Genomic DNA, 15,906 nt, shown 5'->3' with positions numbered 1-15,906 from the left:
ATGCCCGGCATGAACCGACACAGCGGCGCCTCTCTGTCAGAGATCGACCACATTCGCCAGTCCATCGGCGACATCCTGACCACGCCGATCGGTACGCGCCTGATGCGCCGCAGCTATGGCGCCCATGTCTTCGACTTGGTCGACGCCCCCGGCAATGCCGTCGGCGGCCTGCGCATGGTGGCCGCCGTGGCCGATGCCCTCGAACGCTGGGAACCCCGGGTCCATATGGCTTCCGCGCGGGTCAGCCCTGGCGCGGACGGGCGCGCCGTGGTCACGATCCGCACCATCGTCCGTTCCACCGGCGAGGCCTTGTCGCCGGTCGAGGTGGTGCTATGACCACCTTCAGCCAGATCAAGCTAGACCAGCTGCCGCCCCCCGATGTCGTCGAGGCCCTGTCCTACGAGGACATCCTGGCCGAGATGATCGCCGATCTGAAAGCTCGCGGCGAATACACGGCCATCATGGAATCGGATCCGGCGATCAAGCTGCTGGAAGTCGCCGCCTATCGCGAAATGTTGCTTCGTCAGCGTGTCAACGACGCCGCCCGCGCCGTCATGCTGGCTACGGCCAAGGGAGCGGATCTCGATCATCTGGCCGCATGGCCCTATCCGGTCCAGCGCCAGGTCGTGGATCCGGGTGACCCGCATGCCATCCCGCCCAGGCCGCCGGTCATGGAAAGCGATGAACGCTTCAAGCAGCGCATCATGCTCGCCCCGGAAAGCCTGTCGGTGGCCGGGCCGGACGGCGCCTATATCAGCCACGCCTTGGATGCCTCGCCGCAGGTTAAGGATGTCGCGGTCGAAAGCCCTGCGCCGGTCGAGGTGGTGGTGACGATCCTGTCGATCGAGGGCAAGGGCATTCCCTCGCCCGAATTGCTGACTGTGGTCGAGGCGGCGCTGCAGGGGAAGAAGGTTCGCCCGCTGACCGATCGCGTCACCGTCCAGGCGGCCGAGATCGTCGAATACGATCTGGTTGCGCGCATCGACCTTTACCCCGGGCCGGATGCCGAGGTGGTACTGGCCGCCAGCAGGAAGCAGGCACAGGCCTATGTGCAAGACCATCATCGTCTCGGCGATCCCCATACCGATTCCGGTTTGAAGGCAGCCCTTACGGTGCCGGGCGTCAAGCGCGTGATCCTGGACAGCCCGCAGGCCGATATCAATCCGGCCTCCCACCAGGCGGTCTGGTGCAACTCGATTTCCATCAGCCTGAACGGTGGCGGCAATGGCTGATCTCCTGCCGCCCAATGCGACCCCGCTGGAACGCGATCTCTCCGAGGTGACGGCGCGGATCGGGGGCCTGGATGTTCCGGTGGACCAGTTGTTCGATCCCCGGCGCTGTCCGGCCGATCTGTTGCCCTGGCTGGCCTGGCGCCATCGCGTCCTGATCTGGAATCCCTCCTGGCCGGAAGCGGTCAAGAGGGCCGTCATTGCGGCTGCACCGGAAATCAATGCTACTCGCGGCACGCCGCATGCCGTCGAGACGGCACTGTCCAGTCTGGGCTGTTCCTTCACGATGTCGGAATGGTTCGAGCAGCAGCCGCCAGGGCAGCCCGGCACCTTCCAGGTCGATTTCTTCGTCAATGGATCGCAGGCCCTGCTCGACCAGGATCTTTTCCGTGACGCGCTGGCCAGCATCCAGGCAGCCAAGAACACCAGGTCGCATTTCCACATTCGCGCAGGCGCCGAACACGGTGCCGGCATGGGAATGGCGGCAGTCTGCGTACCGCGCCAGTGGATCGACGCCACGGCGACTGGCGGTGGCCGTGACGGAGCCTCGGCCATGATCGGCTTGGCCGCCGGTACCCATGTCGCTCCCCGCACCAAAGCCACCACGAGGGCCGTATGACCGACGTTACGCTCAACATCAAGCTGACCGATGCAGGCATGGCTGCTGTCGCGGCCGCACATGGCCAGGGCCTGCAGGCGAAGATCACTCATGTGGCGATCGGCGACCAGGGCTATGAGCCCTCGGCCGACGCCGTGTCTTTGCGCGGCGAGAAGGCACGTGTGGCTTTGACGGCAGGCGGGCCGCTGGGGCTCAACCAGGTGCTGTTGCAAGGGGTGGTTCCGGCAGAGGGACCGGACTTCTTCATCCGCGAGATGGGCTATTTCCTGGAAGACGGGACCTTGCTTGGCCTTTGGTCGGATCCTGAAATCCCCCTTGGCTGGATCGGCGGCGCGACCCCCTGGTTCTTCAAATTCTCCTTCGCCTGGACGGCTCTGCCCGATTCTTCGATCACGGTCGTGATTGCCGATGATGCCGGGCAGGGCGGCATGGCGCTCGACCTGGCGCAGCTCGAAGGCAAGGTTCGGCATACCGTCGAGACAGGGGGGCTGGAATGGGCCAACGCCGATCCGACCCAGCTCACCGCTGCGGTCGCTCGCTTGCTTGCGGCCGGGATCGAGGAGCATGAAGGCAGCCGCAACCATCCTGGTGCAACGACATCGGCCAAGGGAATGGTTGCCCTGGCAAGCTCAGCCGAGGCCCAGGCGGGAAGCAACACTACGAAGGCGGTGACGCCTGCGGCGCTGAAGGCTGCCGTCCCCTCTCATCTGCCGGAACACCTTGCTCAGACGGCGCTGGATGGTCGCTATCGCAATGCCGACAATCTGAATGCCGGGACTGTGCCGGTCGATCGATTGCCGACTCTTCCGCTGGCAAAAGGAGGCACCGGCGCGACTACTGCTGCAGGGGCTCGGAACAATCTTGGTGCCGCCGGCGCCGCTACCATGATCTCCGCCGGCAATGGGTTGACCGGGGGCGGCGATCTCTCGGCAAACCGATCCATCGCCTTGGGAACGCCCGGCACCCTGACGGCCACCACCACCAACGCGGCGACTGCCGAGAGCCACACCCACAATATCGACATCGCCACTCAGGCCGAGGCCGAGGCGGGGACGAACACGACCAAATTAATGACGCCCCAGCGCGTGGCGCAGGCCATCTCCGCGCTGGTCGGCTTGATCAATATTGTTAACGGCACCTCCGGCACCTTGACCGTTGCCCGGGGCGGCACGGGGGCGACCTCGGCCGCCGCAGCCCTGTCCAATCTGGGAGGCACGCCGGCCGGACGCACCATCACTGCCGGCAATGGGTTGGTCGGCGGCGGCGACCTCTCGGCCAACCGCACCCTCGCCCTGGGCACGCCCGGCACCCTGACGGCCACCACCACCAATGCGGCGACCGCGGAGAGCCACACCCACAATATCGACATCGCCACCCAGGCCGAGGCCCAGGCCGGCACCAACAGCGCCAAGTTGATGACGCCTCAGCGCGTAGCGCAGGCCATCGCTGCGCTGGGCGGTGGATTAGGCCAGGGACAAACTTGGCAGGATGTTTCGGCGCAGCGGCAGATCAACACGACATACCAAAACCCCACCAACAGATCCATGCAGGTAGCTGTTATGGGGCGAGGCTCAAGCACAGGAGCCCAAGCCTTTAAAGTGTCTCCTGACAATTCTGTATGGACAACTGTGGGCAATGCCGGGGGCAATAACATTGGTAATAGTTATAACGGCAACGTCAACGTAATAATTCCGCCAAGGCACTATTATCGTGTTGAGGGCGGTGGGATTTTTTATTGGGCGGAGACAATAAATGTCTGAGCGCGGATTTTATCATCCCGAACGCGGCTATTGGCAGGCCATCGGCGAGGTCCCCGAGGACATCCGCGAGTCCTATCCCGAGGGCACGATTGAGGTGCCGCTGCGACCATCACCCAACCACGAATGGAAGGGTGGCGAGTGGGTCGAGATGCCTGCTCCGCCGCTCGCTCGCGAGGACCTGCTTGATTATTTGGCCGCACGGCGCTGGCAGGCCGAAATCGGCGGGACCCTCTGGAACGGCTGGCATTTGCGCACCGATGAAGCCAGCCAAGCAAAATACTTGGCTGAACTGCAGGCCATAGCCCTGGGCATCCGCAGCGCCGACGAACTGTGGAAATTTCCCCACGGCTTTGAACCCATTTCCAACCAGCAAATGCAGGAAATGGCCATCCAGGCCCGCCAGCATGTCCTTCAATGCTTCGCCCTTGAGGCGCAGCTTGCCGCCGGCATCAAAGGCGGAACCATCACCACTCTCGAACAGATCGACAGCGCCTTTGCGGCGCTGGAGCCCCAGGGGGAATAGCCCATGTCCGATTACCATCACGGTGTACGCGTCATCGAGATCTCGGAAGGCACGCGGCCGATCCGAACCATTGAAACCGCTGTCATCGGGTTCGTCGCCACCGGGCCGGATGCCGATCCCGTCCGCTTTCCGCTGAACCGCCCCGTCCTGATCACCGATGTCATGGGGGCCCTGGGGGCGGCGGGTTCCAGCGGCACGCTGCCTTATGTGCTTGATGCCATCAAGGATCACGGCTCGCCCCTGACCATCGTGGTGCGGGTGGAGGAAGGCGAGGATATGGCCGAAACCACCAGCAATGTGATCGGTGGCGTGGTCGATGGCCGCAAGACCGGCCTGCAGGCCCTGACTGCTGCCAAGGCCATGTTCGGCGTTCAGCCGCGGATCCTGGGCGCGCCTGGTCTCGATTCCCTGCCGGTGGCGACCGAACTTGCCGCCATCGCCCAGCTGACCCGCAGCTTCGCCTATGTCTCGGCCTGGGAATGCGAGACCATGGAAGCGGCGGCCCTGTACCGCGATAATTTCGGCCACCGCGAGATTATGGTCATCTGGCCGGACTTCGTGAACTGGGACACCGTGGCCAATGCCGACCGCACGGACTGGGCCACCGCCCGTGCCTTGGGCCTGCGCGCGCAGATCGACCAGGATGTTGGCTGGCACAAGACCCTCTCCAACGTGCCCGTCAATGGCGTCACCGGCATCAGCAAGGATGTCTTCTGGGACCTGCAGTCGCCGTCGACCGATGCCGGTTACCTCAACGCTGCCGACGTCACCACGCTGATCAACAACAAGGGCTATCGGTTCTGGGGCTCGCGCACCTGTTCGGCCGATCCTCTCTTCGCCTTCGAAAGCTCCACCCGTACCGCCCAGGTCCTCGCCGAGACGATGGCCGAGGCGCATTTCTGGGCGGTCGACAAGCCCATGCACCCGACGCTTGCCCGCGACATCGTGGAAGGCGTCAACGCCAAGATCCGGGAATTGGTACTGAACCAGTACCTGATCGGCGGCGGCGCTTGGTTCGATCCGGCCAAGAATTCCAAGGAACAGCTGAAGGACGGAAAGCTGACCATCAGCTACGACTACACGCCGGTGCCGCCGCTCGAAAACCTGATGTTCGAACAGCGCATCACCGACGACTACCTGATCGACTTTGCCGCCCAGATGGCCGCCTAAAGGAGGGCTCCCGACATGCTTCCCAAGAAGCTCTACAACTTCAATGTCATCTTCGAGGGCCATCCCCTGGCGGGCTTGGTCGAGGAGATCACCCTGCCTGTCCTCGAGCGGCAGATGGAGGAATATCGCGGCGCCGCCATGCTGGGGCCGGTTTCCCTTGACCTCGGCATGGCCGCCCTGCGTCTGGACTTCACGCTGGCCGAACACAACGCGCATATCCTCGAAGCCTGGGGCGTGACCGAGGCCTCCGGCACCGGCCTGCGCTTCCTCGGCGCGGCCATGGCCGACGACAGTTCGGCCAGCGATGCGATCGAGGTTTCGGTACGTGGCCGCATCCAGAAGTTCGAACCCGGCACTGCCAAGGCGGGCGAACTTACCAAGCCCAAGGTCGAGATGCCGCTGACCTATTACCGCTACAGCGTCAACGGGAATCCCCTGATCGAGATCGACCTGGTCGGCGGCACCGAGATCGTCAACGGCGTCAACCGATCCTCCCAGGTGCTGCGCGCCCTGGGGCTTTCCTGATCCTTATGCCCGTACAGGATGAACCGACATGAACACCAAGCCCTTCACCTTCAGCAATCCGATCCCCTATGGCGACAAGGATCTGACCGAGATCACCCTGCGCCGTCCCATGGCCGGCGACCTGCGCGGCATCAAGCTGCGCGGGCTGCATGACATGGAAGTCGATACCCTGCTGGCGATCGTGCCGCGTATTGCCACGCCGCAGATCACTGCCGGCCAACTCGCCGCCATGGATGCCGCCGACACGCTTCGGCTGATCGAAGAGGTTTCGGGTTTTTTCACGGACTGACCCGGCCTCTGCCGGACGATACCTTGATGGCCTGGGGGGTGATCATGCGGACATTCCCCGGATCTTTCCCCCCGGCCGTCTTCGATTCCCTTCCGCTCGACCGTCTTGCCGAAGCCTATGACCTCGCTGTGACCTTCCTGGAAATGGAGGCCGAGGCCGTCAAGGCCGCCAAGGGGTAAGAAATGGCCAGCCTGAAACTACAAATCTTCCTGGATGCGGTGGACCGCATCAGCAAGCCCTTCCGCCAGGCTCGCCAATCTACTGACAGTCTGCGGGGGGCGATGTCGGAAACGGCGCAGCGGGTCAGGTCTCTCGAAAAGACTTCGGCCGACCTTGAGGCGTTCCGCCGCCTCAAGGCCGATGCCCGGACCAATGCCACTGCCTTCGACCAGGCGCAGGCGAAAGTCGGCCGCCTGGCGCGCGAAATGTCCCAGGCGGATCGTGTCACCAAGGCCATGCGCTCGGAATTCGCGGCGGCCAAGCGCGAGGCTGCCCAATTGGGGCAAGCCAAGCAGGCCAATGCCCTGGCCACCCAGGAGATGCGGCGCAGGCTGGCGGCCGCAGGTATCGACACCAAGCAACTGTCCACCGCGCAGCGCCGCCTGCGCAGTGATCTGGATGCCGCGCGCCGGGCCGCTGATCAGCAGGCACAGGCTTTCGACCGGGCCAGAAAGCAAGCCGACGCGCTGGCCAAGGCGCGCGCGCGCATGGACAAGACCCTGGCCCGACAGCAAAGCATTGCCGTTACCGGCGCCGCAGGGGTGGCGGCCGGCGGCAGTGCCTTGGCCATTGGCTCCAAGGTGGCGGGGGCAGGGATCAATTTCGAGGAATCCATGTCGGCCGTGGGCGCCCTGGCGCGCCTGGACAAGACCAGCGAGGCTTTCCAGGCCCTGAAGCGTCAGGCCCAGGAATTGGGCGCGGCCACCAGCTTCAGTGCTTCCGAAGCCGCCGGGGGGATGCAATTCCTCGCCATGGCGGGGTTCGAGGCCAACGACATCCTGGCCGCCATGCCCGGCATGCTCGACTTGGCGAAGGCCGGCAACACCGATCTGGCACAGACGGCGGATATCGCCTCGAACATCTTGTCCGGCTTCGGGCTCGAGGCGTCGGAAATGTCCCGGGTGGGTGATGTGATGGCGGCGACCTTCACCCGGTCGAACGTCAATATGCAGATGCTGGGCGAATCCATGAAATACGTGGCGCCCATCGCCAAGGAACTCGGGACGTCGGTGGAAGAGGCGGCGGCGTTGACCGGCTTGCTGGGCAATGTCGGTATCCAGGGATCCCAGGCGGGCACGGCCCTGCGCGCCCTCCACAACCGCTTGGCCGCTCCTCCCACGGCTGGTATTCAGGCGCTAAGGACGCTGGGCGTCACTACCCGCACGGCGACCGGCGATCTGCGCTCGATGACCGATATCCTGGCCGATGTGGCGAAGGCCACGGAAGATCTGGGTAATGCCGACCGCATCGCCGCCTTCAAGGCGATCGCCGGCGAGGAAGCCGGTGCCGCCATGGCCCAACTGGTTTCTGAAGGCGGTTCCGGCGCCATTGCCAAATTCACCGATATCCTGCGCAACAGCGAAGGCGAAGTCAGCCGGATCGCCAGGGCCATGGGCGACAATGCCGCCGGCGATATCAAGGAATTCGGCAGCGCCATCGAGGGCCTGAACATCACCCTGACGGAATTGAACATCAGTCCCATACGCGACCTGACCCAGACGGCGACAAGGGCGGTGCGTGCGGTACAGGGCTGGGTTCAGGAAAATCCGCGGCTTGCCGCAGGCCTGACCCGGGTGGCGGCCATCGTCGCCGGCCTGGTCTTCCTGGGCGGCACGCTGGCCATCGCCATTGCCGGTATTCTCGGCCCCTTCGCCATGATGCGCTTTGCCCTGACGGCCATCGGCATCAAGGCCGGTCTCCTGGGGGGAGGGCTGCCGGTGGTGGCCGCCGGCATCAAGGCGATCAGCGCTGCCCTGCTGGCCAACCCCATCGGCCTGGTGGTGATGGGGATCGCCGGTGCGGCGCTGCTGATCTACACCTTTTGGGAGCCGATCAAGGGGTTCTTCACCGGCCTGTGGGATGCCATCACCGCGCGCTTCTCCAGCGCCTGGACCGTCATCCAGACCCTGCTTAGCTTCACGCCCCTGGGGCTGATTGTCGCGGCCTGGGAACCGATCCAGGGTTTCTTCAGCGGCCTATGGGAAGGCATCACCGGAATGTTCACGGCTGCTTGGGACTTCGTCCTGGGCAGGCTTGAAGCAGTGAAGGCGCCGATTTCCTGGCTGAGCGATAAGTTGGGTGGGCTATTTGGCGGGGGGAATGGCCAAGTCAGTGCTGTGCCGTCTTCGACGATCGCCGCGCCGCCAGCCATCCAGGAGCCGCGTCCCATCCGCACGACGGCGGTGGCGGCGGTGGCTGCCGTTGCGGCTACGTCGCCCGTCGCGGCGGCGGCACAGGCCCCGGCACCTGTTACCCAGCACATCCAGATCACGGTAAACCCGGCCCCCGGCATGGACGAGGCCGCCCTGGCGCGCGAGGTCCGGCGGCAGCTTGAACTCGCCCAATCCCGCGACCGCGCCGCCGCCCGTAACCGCCTCTATGATGGGACTGAATAGTGATGTCCGCGCCTCTCATGGCCTTGGGCCTTTTCACCTTCGGCCTCAACACCGCCCCCTTCAACGAGCTCAAGCGATCCACTCAGGAACGCTGGGAAAGCAGGAACCCGGTGGGCACCGGCCCGGCCTACCAGCATCTTGGACCGGGCGAGGACAGCATCACCCTGGATGGCGTCTTGATGCCCGAACTGACGGGCGATGCGGCCAATCTCGACAAGCTGCGGGACATGCAGGCCGATGGCAAGGCGTGGATCCTGGTCAGCGGCCAGGGCGAGAACCTGGGCAAATGGTTTATCCAGTCCGTCGAGGAAACCCAAAGCCATTTCGCCGGGCCGGGTTTGGCGCGGCGTATTTCCTTCACGCTGAAGCTGACCCGCTATTGGGATGAATCCTCAGATCGGTTGGGCAATTTGATGGATAGCATGCCGGAGAACCGATGATCCCTGCCTTCTGCATCACCGCCGATACCATCGACGTTACGGGGCGCTTGGCGAAGCGCATGATCAGCCTGCGCCTGACCGACAAGCCGGGTATGGAGGCCGACGAGGTGGAAATCGTCCTCTCCGATGCCGACGGCGCCCTGAACTTGCCCCGCCGGGGTGCCACGCTGCGCGTGGCCATCGGTTGGCAGGGCGAGCTGGTCGAGAAGGGCAGCTTCCAGGTGGACGAGGTTTCCCATTCCGGCCCGCCGGATGTCCTTACCATCCGCGCTCGGGCGGCTCAGTTCCAGGGGCCGCTGAAGGACCAGCGCGAGGAAGCCTATGACGGCCTGACCCTGGGCGAGATCCTGACGGCCATCGCCAGGCGCAACAACCTGGTTCCGGCCATCGAGGCGGGGCTGGCAGCAATCGCCATCGCCCATATCGACCAGACCAACGAAAGCGACGCCAATTTCCTGACCCGCCTGGGCCAGGACTATGACGCCATCGCCACCATCAAGGGCGATCACCTGCTGTTCATGCCGTCCGGGCATCCTGTGACCTTGAGCGGTCGCCCCCTGACCCCGGTGCTGGTCACTCGGGCCGACACCGACCGCCACGACTTCACCATCGCCGATCGCGGCTCCTATACCGGCGTGCGCGCGAAGTGGCGCTATCTCTTCAGCTCCGCCACCCTCTACGCCATCGCGGGCGAGGAGGGGGGCAGCATGAAGACGCTGAAACGGGACTTTCCGACGGAAGAGGAAGCGCAGGCGGCGGCCAATGCGGAACTGGCGCGCCTGCGCCGGGGGCAGAAGGAAATCCGCCTTTCGCTGGCCAAGGGCCGCCCCGAGATCATCGCCAACCGGCCGCTCACCCTGTCAGGCTGGCGGCCCGAGATCGACAACACCCAATGGCTGGCGGGCGAAGTGGTGCATACCATCGCCGATGGCGGCTATGTCACCGAGGTGACGGCGCAGACGGCGGGGTGAGAATTTTCTGTGAATGAAGTTAAATTGTAATAGGGTTGCATCCCCCAAGTTCCCTATTAAAATAATTAGCCAGCCAGGAATATTTTGCTCTTATCTTTGGCGAATTTTCCTCTTTAAGGCGTTGGCAGATTGCCTCCCTAATATCCTCAGGAGACGGACTTTCTGATAAACCTATCCATTCTGGGTGAAGGTAATTCAGCATCCACCATCCATCAGCATCTTTTTGGATGACCGCAGCTTTATCTGCTCTCACGTTTTGTAATTCATTCTCCACATACCTTTCCCAGAGGTCCACGACCTCCTGCGTCAAGAGAATGCGGGGATAGATGGCGCATTCGCTTTCAATTTTATGTGCCTCGACCAGGGCTGGACCCATAAGAAAATCTTTATCATGGTGAAAAGATCCAAAGGAAACTGCTCCTCTGCAGGGCAGGCCCATTTTAAGCAGGAAGCAAATTAAATTCCCAACCTCTCTAAAAACAAACCATAATTTTTCTTTCGATCCTGATATAACAATAGAGTCTGAAAAAAATGACATATCAATCCAGCTGTCATCCCTATTATCTTTCATTATTTTGTAGATAAAATCATGCTCGTTTTTGAGGCGAAGGAGCATGTTTTTAAGTTTTTCTATTCCACTTTTTTGGGAGTCAACCTCTGTATCGCATACAAATTTTGAGAAGCCGAGAACGTCAAAATAAGCCACTACTCGGTCCCGATATGGGCTGTCTCCTTTCCTCAAGCGACGAAGATCTGGAAAAGAATTTGATATAAATTTATTTTTTTCCTCTCTTATTATTTGTTTAGTCTCTTGAGCCTCTGTCGCCCTCCCTTCCTCCCTTGCCTCTCGAAGAGCATCTTCAATACCCTTTCGCAGAGCGGGGTAGTTAATTCTCATCCCTGCTTCGTGAATGTTCTTGCTAGCTAATTCTTCAGCCCATTCTTTCAAGTCCCGCATAGCATTCCTCTTTCTAAGTAATAATAACATTCTCTCCAACAAGACATAAAATCTATTATCATGTGGTCACGATTTTTATGGCAGTCATGGAGCAGTCTGTCATTGACCCCGCTCGTTTCTCCGTCATCCGTGACGCCCTCTCGGCGCATGCCCCATGCGCCAGTAACAAAAAAAGAGAGGATGATATGGAGCGCAAAGACCTCGAAGATCTGATCCGGGGCAGCATCAAACCCGTAAAGAAACCGGCGCCTCAACCGGGCGACCCGGCCATCGATGCGCTGGTCAAGCTGGCCATCCTGGCGATTACCGCCGCGTCCATGCTGGTCATCGTGACGCGAGCCGTATGATGTTGCCCATGCTGGCCAGATCGACGGGGCCATTGTTGCTGCGCTGGTCGACCACATAATCGTGTAGGGCCAGCGCCAGCTCCGAAAATTTGGCCGGACTGGCATAGATGACATCGCCATCCTGGGTGGCGCCGATCATCGCCTGCAGCACGTCGGACATCACGTCGGCCCGCAAGGCTCGATTCTTGTCGGGATGCACGGCCAGATCGGCGCCGCCACCGGCGCATAGCCATTTGAAATCGATCTTGGCTGCCTTCGCCAAGCGCCATAGCCCCTCGGCAGGCACCTTCACCGATCCCGCCAGCCATTTGTTGAACTGTTCCGTGGTAACGCCGGCCGCCTGGGCAGCTGCGCCTTTGCTGGCAAAGCGCGCCATCACTACCGCCAGGCGTTCGCCCAGCTCGCGCCGGTAGGTCTCAACATCGTCCATCAGGGCACCGCATCACGATTAAGATCGACATGATTCGCCAAATTGGCGACTATCTTCGCCATTTGCGCTTGCAAATACCGATTTTAATCGGTATCCGTTCAACGATGTTGAAAACATCCCTCGATTTTACTCGAGAGGCAACCATGCACAACGATTGGGCGAGAGAAAAAATCAAGGCGGAACTGGCGCTGAGGGGGCTCAGTCTCAGCAGTGTCGCCCGTAACGCGGGCCTCGACCGTACCGCCGGATCGGTCGCCCTAAAGCGGCATTGGCCCAAGGCCGAACAGGCCATCGCCAAAGCCATCGGCAAGAAGCCCGAGGAAATCTGGCCGAGCCGATATCCGACAGCTAGTGGCGAGGAACCTCCGTCGTGAAGGTGATCGCCATGCCGAAATCCAGCAACAAGACCCAGTGCCCGCACTGCGAAACCGACTGCAAGACGGTCAAGACCAAGCAGATTTCGCGGATGTACCGGGAAGTCACCTATGTCTGCCAGAACCCGAAATGCGGCCATATCTTCGTCGCGTCCGTGACGCCGGTGCGCACCCTCGCACCCAGCGCGGCGCCATGCGATGACGTCCGCATCCCGGTTCTGGCCTAGTCGCTCAACGGGGGATCAGCATGTACCAGACGGCAATACCGGCTTATGGGGCAGGGCAGGGGGCACGACTATCCGCCCCCCATCCTGTCGCCACTCGCTCAGGCCAGGCGCTGTGCTGCCAGGGCGTGGCGGGCAGCATCGGCCAGGAAGGCCGAGCGCTTGCCTTCCCCGGCAACCCGGTCGATTTCCTCGATGAGGTTTTCGTCCATGGTGATGTTGATTCGTTTCACTCGGCCCGGCACGCCGACTTCAATCAGCACCCGGACCACTTCCTGTACGTCGGCGTCGACCTCGATCTTGTCCAGCGGGGTCGGATCGGGAATGGGGTCGCCGTATTCGGCCATGACGGCGATATGCCCCGTCAGGGCTTCCTGGCCCATCTCGACCGTTTCCTCGATGCTGTCGCCCGCACTTCCGCAGCCGGGAAAGTCGGGAAAGAAGATGCTGTAGCCGGGCTCCTCGCCCCGCTCGATGATGCCCACATAGCGTCGGCGCATGTCACTGTCTCCGCTGTTGGGAATGGTTGCAAAGAAGGGGAAGGAAGCTGCTTATCGCAGCTTCACCCCGGCCTGTTTCTCGATGCTCCTGACGGTCCCGACCTTCATGTCCTTCTTGGGGTGGGGCACCGTGGTGGTTCCTGGCTTTGTCGGGTGGCGGTAGTGGTGATGGCTGCCGTTGACCCTGACCAGATACCACCCATCGGCTTCGAGCCTTCGGATGATCTCTCTGCTGTCCATTCCCCTGTCCTCGTTGCTTATGTGTGTATGATACACATAGTTGACGAGGGGGCGCAAGCGGATAAGTGTGTGCAGCACACACCTTCCTCAAAAGAGGGCCAAAGCAATAATAGCAATTACAGTCAAAATGGCTGCTCCCCTCATCAGCTTGGCTCGCTTGGGTTGTTGCGGTTTTGCCTGGGCAGTTCGGGCCGTTTCAGCCGCGTTCTGAGCGGCAATCCATGCCCCCAGACCTCCGGCAGTTCTGTCGTTGGTGCTGGAACTGTACACTGCCTGTGTCTGACGTTGAGAGATGTTGAGGCTTTTTCGATAGCCCAACGCTTCCCAGAAGTCTTGCGCGTCCATGACCTCGCCGTCGCCGTCCACAATCTCGCTGATACGGTCCAGACGAAAGGTCCGCAGGCTTCGCCTCTTCCAGCAATAAGCGAACATGGTGCCTTCATAAACAGGGTCGATGCTGCGAACGGTGACCCAGCGGCGGCTATTGGTGCCGGACGAATCTCTATAGCCGATTCCCATAGCGACGCCGGTCAGATCGCCGTCCGCAGGGGCATCGAAGGAAAGCAGGCGCGGCGTTCCTCGCTTCCCGCTTTGGACCTCGGCCATCAGCGCCTCGAAACCATCACTCATCGCTCTGTCCTTCCCTCCCTTGTTGCAAAACTTTCGGATGAGCGTGCCCACCCTCATTGCGGGAGTCCAGCCGGTTCTTTCAACAATGTTGAATGGATGTTCTTGCACAGCCGCGCCGCCCGGCCTATCGTGCCTTTTGGAGGCGTAAGAACCTCCTGGAACACCGAAAGCGGATGGCCGCCCCGACAGTATGCGGCTATTCTTACGCCCGGATTCTGTCCGGGGCGTGTCTCGCTTCGGCGGGAGGGCGGCGAATACAACACCCGCAAGGGGAATAAGCCCGCTCAAGTCCTGACTTTCGGCAGGTTCCTTGGGTTCTTACCCTCCCGCCACCAGCGCGGTCGTAAGAAGCCATTCTGGTGGTGCGTTCTTCACGCCACCGAAAGGGCTTCTGTCATGACCGACATCCCCATACCCGAAGTGCGCCTTCGCCAATTGCTGCGGGTCGCCCGCATGCTGGCTGCCGTCGCCATCACCCGCGCCGACATGGCCGATCGCGCCCGCCTTGCCGGACATTACGAATTTGCCGCCCAGGTCGAGGCCTCGGCCATCGCCATGGGGCGCGAGGCGCTGAGCGCGGTCGTCTTCCTGCAGGACCTGCTGGCGCAGACCGGCCCCGACACCACCGAGACGACCGAAGGCTGAGCCATGCGAGAGGACATCCGCGAGGATGTCCTGCGCCGCCTGAAGTCCGACTTCCGATTCAAGGAACGCGGGCAATGGCTGCAGCAGGGCACCTGCCCCAAGTGTAACCACAAGGAAGTGTTCACATCGGCCGAGACCCCTTGGGTCGTGAAATGCGGCCGCGAGAACAAATGCGGCTGGTCGGCCACGACGAAGGAGCTCTATCCCGACGCCTTCGGCAAGTTCAACGAGCGCTTCCCCGCCACCACCGAAGACCCCAATGCCACGGCCGACGCCTATATGGCCTTTGTCCGCGGCTTCACGCCATCCAAGATCAAGGGCTGGTATCGCCAGGGCCATTATTCCCACCCCAGGGGCAACCGCACCACCGCCACCGTCGTCTTCGATCTGGACCGGACAAACGGCATCTGGATGGAGCGCCTGATAGAGACCGTGCGAGTCACGGAAGAAGACGGCACGACCGAAGAGCGCAAGGCCAACTTCGTAGGCCCCCACAAGGGTCTGTGGTGGCAGCCGCCCGGCATGGCGGTCGAGGATGGTGACGAGATCTGGCTGGTCGAGGGATGCCTGGACGCCATCGCCCTGCATATGCACGGCATCAAGGCGGTGGCCATCCTGTCCTGCAACAACTATCCGGCCACCATGCTGGATGCCTTGTCGACCAAGGATGTCACCTTGGTCTGGGCGCTGGACAACGATGCCGCCGGGAAGAAGTACACCAAGAAGCATATTGCCCGGGCCCACCAGGAAGGCTTCGAGAACCGTTGCGCCTTGATCCCGCAGAAGGGGCGTAAGAAGACCGACTGGAACGATCTGCATCTGGCCGGTGAGCTGGAGCCGAAGGATGTCGAACGGTATCGCTTCCACGGCGACCTGCTATTGGCGGCGAACGCCATGGAAAAGGGGCTGCTGATCTGGCAGCGCTATGGCTCCCGCGCCTTCGCCGTGAAGCACGATTACCGCACCTTCTGGTGGGAACTGCCCGACGACATCTATGCCGCCAATCTGAAGGCAATCGAAGACGGCACGATCCCTAATCCCGATCCCGATGTGCCCGACGAGGTGGTGGCGGCGAAAAAGTCGGCCAAGGTCTTCACCATCGCCAATTGCGACATCGAGTTCCTGTATTTCCAGCAGAACAAGCTGACCGACGAAAGCTGGTACTATACCCGTGTCCAGTTCCCCCATGGCCGCCACACCATCAAGAACACCTTCACTGGCGGCCAGGTGGCAGCGGCGAGCGAGTTCAAGAAGCGCCTGCTGTCCATCGCGCCAGGCGCTTTGTTCAGCGGCAATACGGGCCAGTTGAACTGGCTGGTCTCGCATTATCTCGATGACATCAAGATCGTCGAAACCACGCCCTTCATCGGCTACAGCAAAGAGCACAAGGCCTGGGTCTTCCCCAGCTTGGCCGTTT

Annotated in this window: 22 protein-coding genes; 17 read left to right on the top strand and 5 right to left on the bottom strand. The window is 61.9% G+C overall.

The features are described 5' to 3' along the window. Genes EPD66_RS03470 through EPD66_RS03420 form a run of 12 tightly spaced genes read left to right on the top strand, consistent with a single transcriptional unit; the run spans nucleotide 1 to nucleotide 10,141 of the window. Entirely contained in the window at nucleotides 1-336 is a 336-nt protein-coding gene (locus EPD66_RS03470; protein ID WP_142847082.1) for a GPW/gp25 family protein, read from the top strand. Next, nucleotides 333-1,232 carry a baseplate J/gp47 family protein gene (locus EPD66_RS03465; RefSeq protein WP_142847081.1) on the top strand — a complete coding sequence of 300 codons (900 nt, stop codon included), beginning with the start codon at nucleotides 333-335 and terminating at the stop codon, nucleotides 1,230-1,232. Before EPD66_RS03470 ends, EPD66_RS03465 begins: the two co-directional genes overlap by 4 nt. After that, entirely contained in the window at nucleotides 1,225-1,848 is a 624-nt protein-coding gene (locus EPD66_RS03460; RefSeq protein ID WP_142847080.1) for a phage tail protein I, read from the top strand. The genes EPD66_RS03465 and EPD66_RS03460 overlap by 8 nt, the downstream gene beginning before the upstream one ends. Continuing rightward, on the top strand, nucleotides 1,845-3,608 hold the full coding sequence (locus EPD66_RS03455) for a phage tail protein (RefSeq protein ID WP_142847079.1): 1,764 nt from the start codon (nucleotides 1,845-1,847) through the stop codon (nucleotides 3,606-3,608). Before EPD66_RS03460 ends, EPD66_RS03455 begins: the two co-directional genes overlap by 4 nt. Continuing rightward, nucleotides 3,601-4,131, top strand: coding sequence for a DUF4376 domain-containing protein (locus EPD66_RS03450; RefSeq protein WP_142847078.1), 531 nt, complete (start codon nucleotides 3,601-3,603; stop codon nucleotides 4,129-4,131). The genes EPD66_RS03455 and EPD66_RS03450 overlap by 8 nt, the downstream gene beginning before the upstream one ends. A 3-nt stretch (nucleotides 4,132-4,134) precedes the next feature. Further along, a complete protein-coding gene (locus EPD66_RS03445) occupies nucleotides 4,135-5,301 on the top strand; it encodes a phage tail sheath protein (protein WP_142847077.1) in 1,167 nt (388 codons plus the stop codon). 15 nt (nucleotides 5,302-5,316) lie between these two features. After that, nucleotides 5,317-5,826, top strand: coding sequence for a phage major tail tube protein (locus tag EPD66_RS03440; RefSeq protein WP_142847076.1), 510 nt, complete (start codon nucleotides 5,317-5,319; stop codon nucleotides 5,824-5,826). A gap of 28 nt (nucleotides 5,827-5,854) precedes the next feature. Beyond that, nucleotides 5,855-6,115 carry a phage tail assembly protein gene (locus EPD66_RS03435; protein WP_142847075.1) on the top strand — a complete coding sequence of 87 codons (261 nt, stop codon included), beginning with the start codon at nucleotides 5,855-5,857 and terminating at the stop codon, nucleotides 6,113-6,115. A gap of 44 nt (nucleotides 6,116-6,159) precedes the next feature. Further along, nucleotides 6,160-6,294 (top strand): hypothetical protein, encoded by a 135-nt coding sequence (locus EPD66_RS24535; protein WP_255448352.1) that lies wholly within the window; start codon nucleotides 6,160-6,162, stop codon nucleotides 6,292-6,294. Between the two features lie 3 nt (nucleotides 6,295-6,297). Next, nucleotides 6,298-8,730: a phage tail tape measure protein gene (locus EPD66_RS03430; RefSeq protein WP_142847074.1), complete on the top strand. Its 2,433-nt coding sequence runs from the start codon at nucleotides 6,298-6,300 to the stop codon at nucleotides 8,728-8,730. Nucleotides 8,731-8,732: 2 nt separating this feature from the next. After that, nucleotides 8,733-9,170, top strand: a complete 438-nt coding sequence (locus EPD66_RS03425) for a phage tail protein (RefSeq protein WP_142847073.1) — start codon at nucleotides 8,733-8,735, stop codon at nucleotides 9,168-9,170. Then, nucleotides 9,167-10,141 (top strand): contractile injection system protein, VgrG/Pvc8 family, encoded by a 975-nt coding sequence (locus tag EPD66_RS03420; RefSeq protein ID WP_142847072.1) that lies wholly within the window; start codon nucleotides 9,167-9,169, stop codon nucleotides 10,139-10,141. The genes EPD66_RS03425 and EPD66_RS03420 overlap by 4 nt, the downstream gene beginning before the upstream one ends. Nucleotides 10,142-10,160: 19 nt before the next feature. Here EPD66_RS03420 and EPD66_RS03415 read toward each other — a convergent pair whose 3' ends face one another. Beyond that, on the bottom strand, nucleotides 10,161-11,099 hold the full coding sequence (locus EPD66_RS03415; protein WP_142847071.1) for a hypothetical protein: 939 nt from the start codon (nucleotides 11,097-11,099) through the stop codon (nucleotides 10,161-10,163). A gap of 185 nt (nucleotides 11,100-11,284) precedes the next feature. Here EPD66_RS03415 and EPD66_RS24320 point away from each other — a divergent pair, with 185 nt between their 5' ends. Beyond that, complete coding sequence (locus tag EPD66_RS24320) at nucleotides 11,285-11,446, top strand: hypothetical protein (protein ID WP_221930860.1); 162 nt, start codon at nucleotides 11,285-11,287, stop codon at nucleotides 11,444-11,446. On the opposite strand, the gene EPD66_RS03410 is transcribed toward EPD66_RS24320, so the two are convergent. Next, nucleotides 11,424-11,876: a hypothetical protein gene (locus EPD66_RS03410; RefSeq protein ID WP_142847070.1), complete on the bottom strand. Its 453-nt coding sequence runs from the start codon at nucleotides 11,874-11,876 to the stop codon at nucleotides 11,424-11,426. The two genes, EPD66_RS24320 and EPD66_RS03410, sit on opposite strands and share 23 nt — an antisense overlap. A 29-nt stretch (nucleotides 11,877-11,905) precedes the next feature. On the opposite strand from EPD66_RS03410, the gene EPD66_RS03405 reads away from it, so the two are divergent. Both EPD66_RS03405 and EPD66_RS03400 read left to right on the top strand, forming a co-directional pair. Further along, nucleotides 11,906-12,250, top strand: a complete 345-nt coding sequence (locus EPD66_RS03405) for a helix-turn-helix domain-containing protein (RefSeq protein ID WP_221930859.1) — start codon at nucleotides 11,906-11,908, stop codon at nucleotides 12,248-12,250. Further along, the gene (locus EPD66_RS03400; protein WP_142847069.1) at nucleotides 12,247-12,477 is read left to right on the top strand and encodes an ogr/Delta-like zinc finger family protein; all 231 of its coding nucleotides are present in this window, start codon (nucleotides 12,247-12,249) and stop codon (nucleotides 12,475-12,477) included. The genes EPD66_RS03405 and EPD66_RS03400 overlap by 4 nt, the downstream gene beginning before the upstream one ends. Before the next feature lie 98 nt (nucleotides 12,478-12,575). Here the strand turns inward: EPD66_RS03400 and EPD66_RS03395 are convergent, their stop codons facing one another. The 3 genes from EPD66_RS03395 to EPD66_RS03385 all read right to left on the bottom strand — a co-directional run bounded on the left by EPD66_RS03395 (nucleotide 12,576) and on the right by EPD66_RS03385 (nucleotide 13,844). Beyond that, the gene (locus tag EPD66_RS03395) at nucleotides 12,576-12,974 is read right to left on the bottom strand and encodes a type II toxin-antitoxin system HicB family antitoxin (protein WP_142847068.1); all 399 of its coding nucleotides are present in this window, start codon (nucleotides 12,972-12,974) and stop codon (nucleotides 12,576-12,578) included. Between the two features lie 51 nt (nucleotides 12,975-13,025). Beyond that, the gene (locus EPD66_RS03390; RefSeq protein WP_142847067.1) at nucleotides 13,026-13,214 is read right to left on the bottom strand and encodes a type II toxin-antitoxin system HicA family toxin; all 189 of its coding nucleotides are present in this window, start codon (nucleotides 13,212-13,214) and stop codon (nucleotides 13,026-13,028) included. 87 nt (nucleotides 13,215-13,301) lie between these two features. Continuing rightward, nucleotides 13,302-13,844: a hypothetical protein gene (locus EPD66_RS03385; protein ID WP_142847066.1), complete on the bottom strand. Its 543-nt coding sequence runs from the start codon at nucleotides 13,842-13,844 to the stop codon at nucleotides 13,302-13,304. A 396-nt stretch (nucleotides 13,845-14,240) separates the two neighbouring features. Here EPD66_RS03385 and EPD66_RS03380 point away from each other — a divergent pair, with 396 nt between their 5' ends. Continuing rightward, complete coding sequence (locus tag EPD66_RS03380) at nucleotides 14,241-14,489, top strand: hypothetical protein (RefSeq protein WP_142847065.1); 249 nt, start codon at nucleotides 14,241-14,243, stop codon at nucleotides 14,487-14,489. Between the two features lie 3 nt (nucleotides 14,490-14,492). Beyond that, nucleotides 14,493-15,906: toprim domain-containing protein (locus tag EPD66_RS24530; protein ID WP_255448351.1), on the top strand; the 1,414-nt coding region annotated here is incomplete at its 3' end.

The sequence above is a fragment of the Telmatospirillum sp. J64-1 genome, from assembly GCF_006980715.1.
GTDB classification, from domain to species: Bacteria; Pseudomonadota; Alphaproteobacteria; order Rhodospirillales; family Magnetospirillaceae; genus Oleiliquidispirillum; species Oleiliquidispirillum nitrogeniifigens.
The sequence above is the reverse complement of the archived record's forward strand: the minus strand, read 5'-3'. Positions and strand labels throughout refer to the sequence as shown.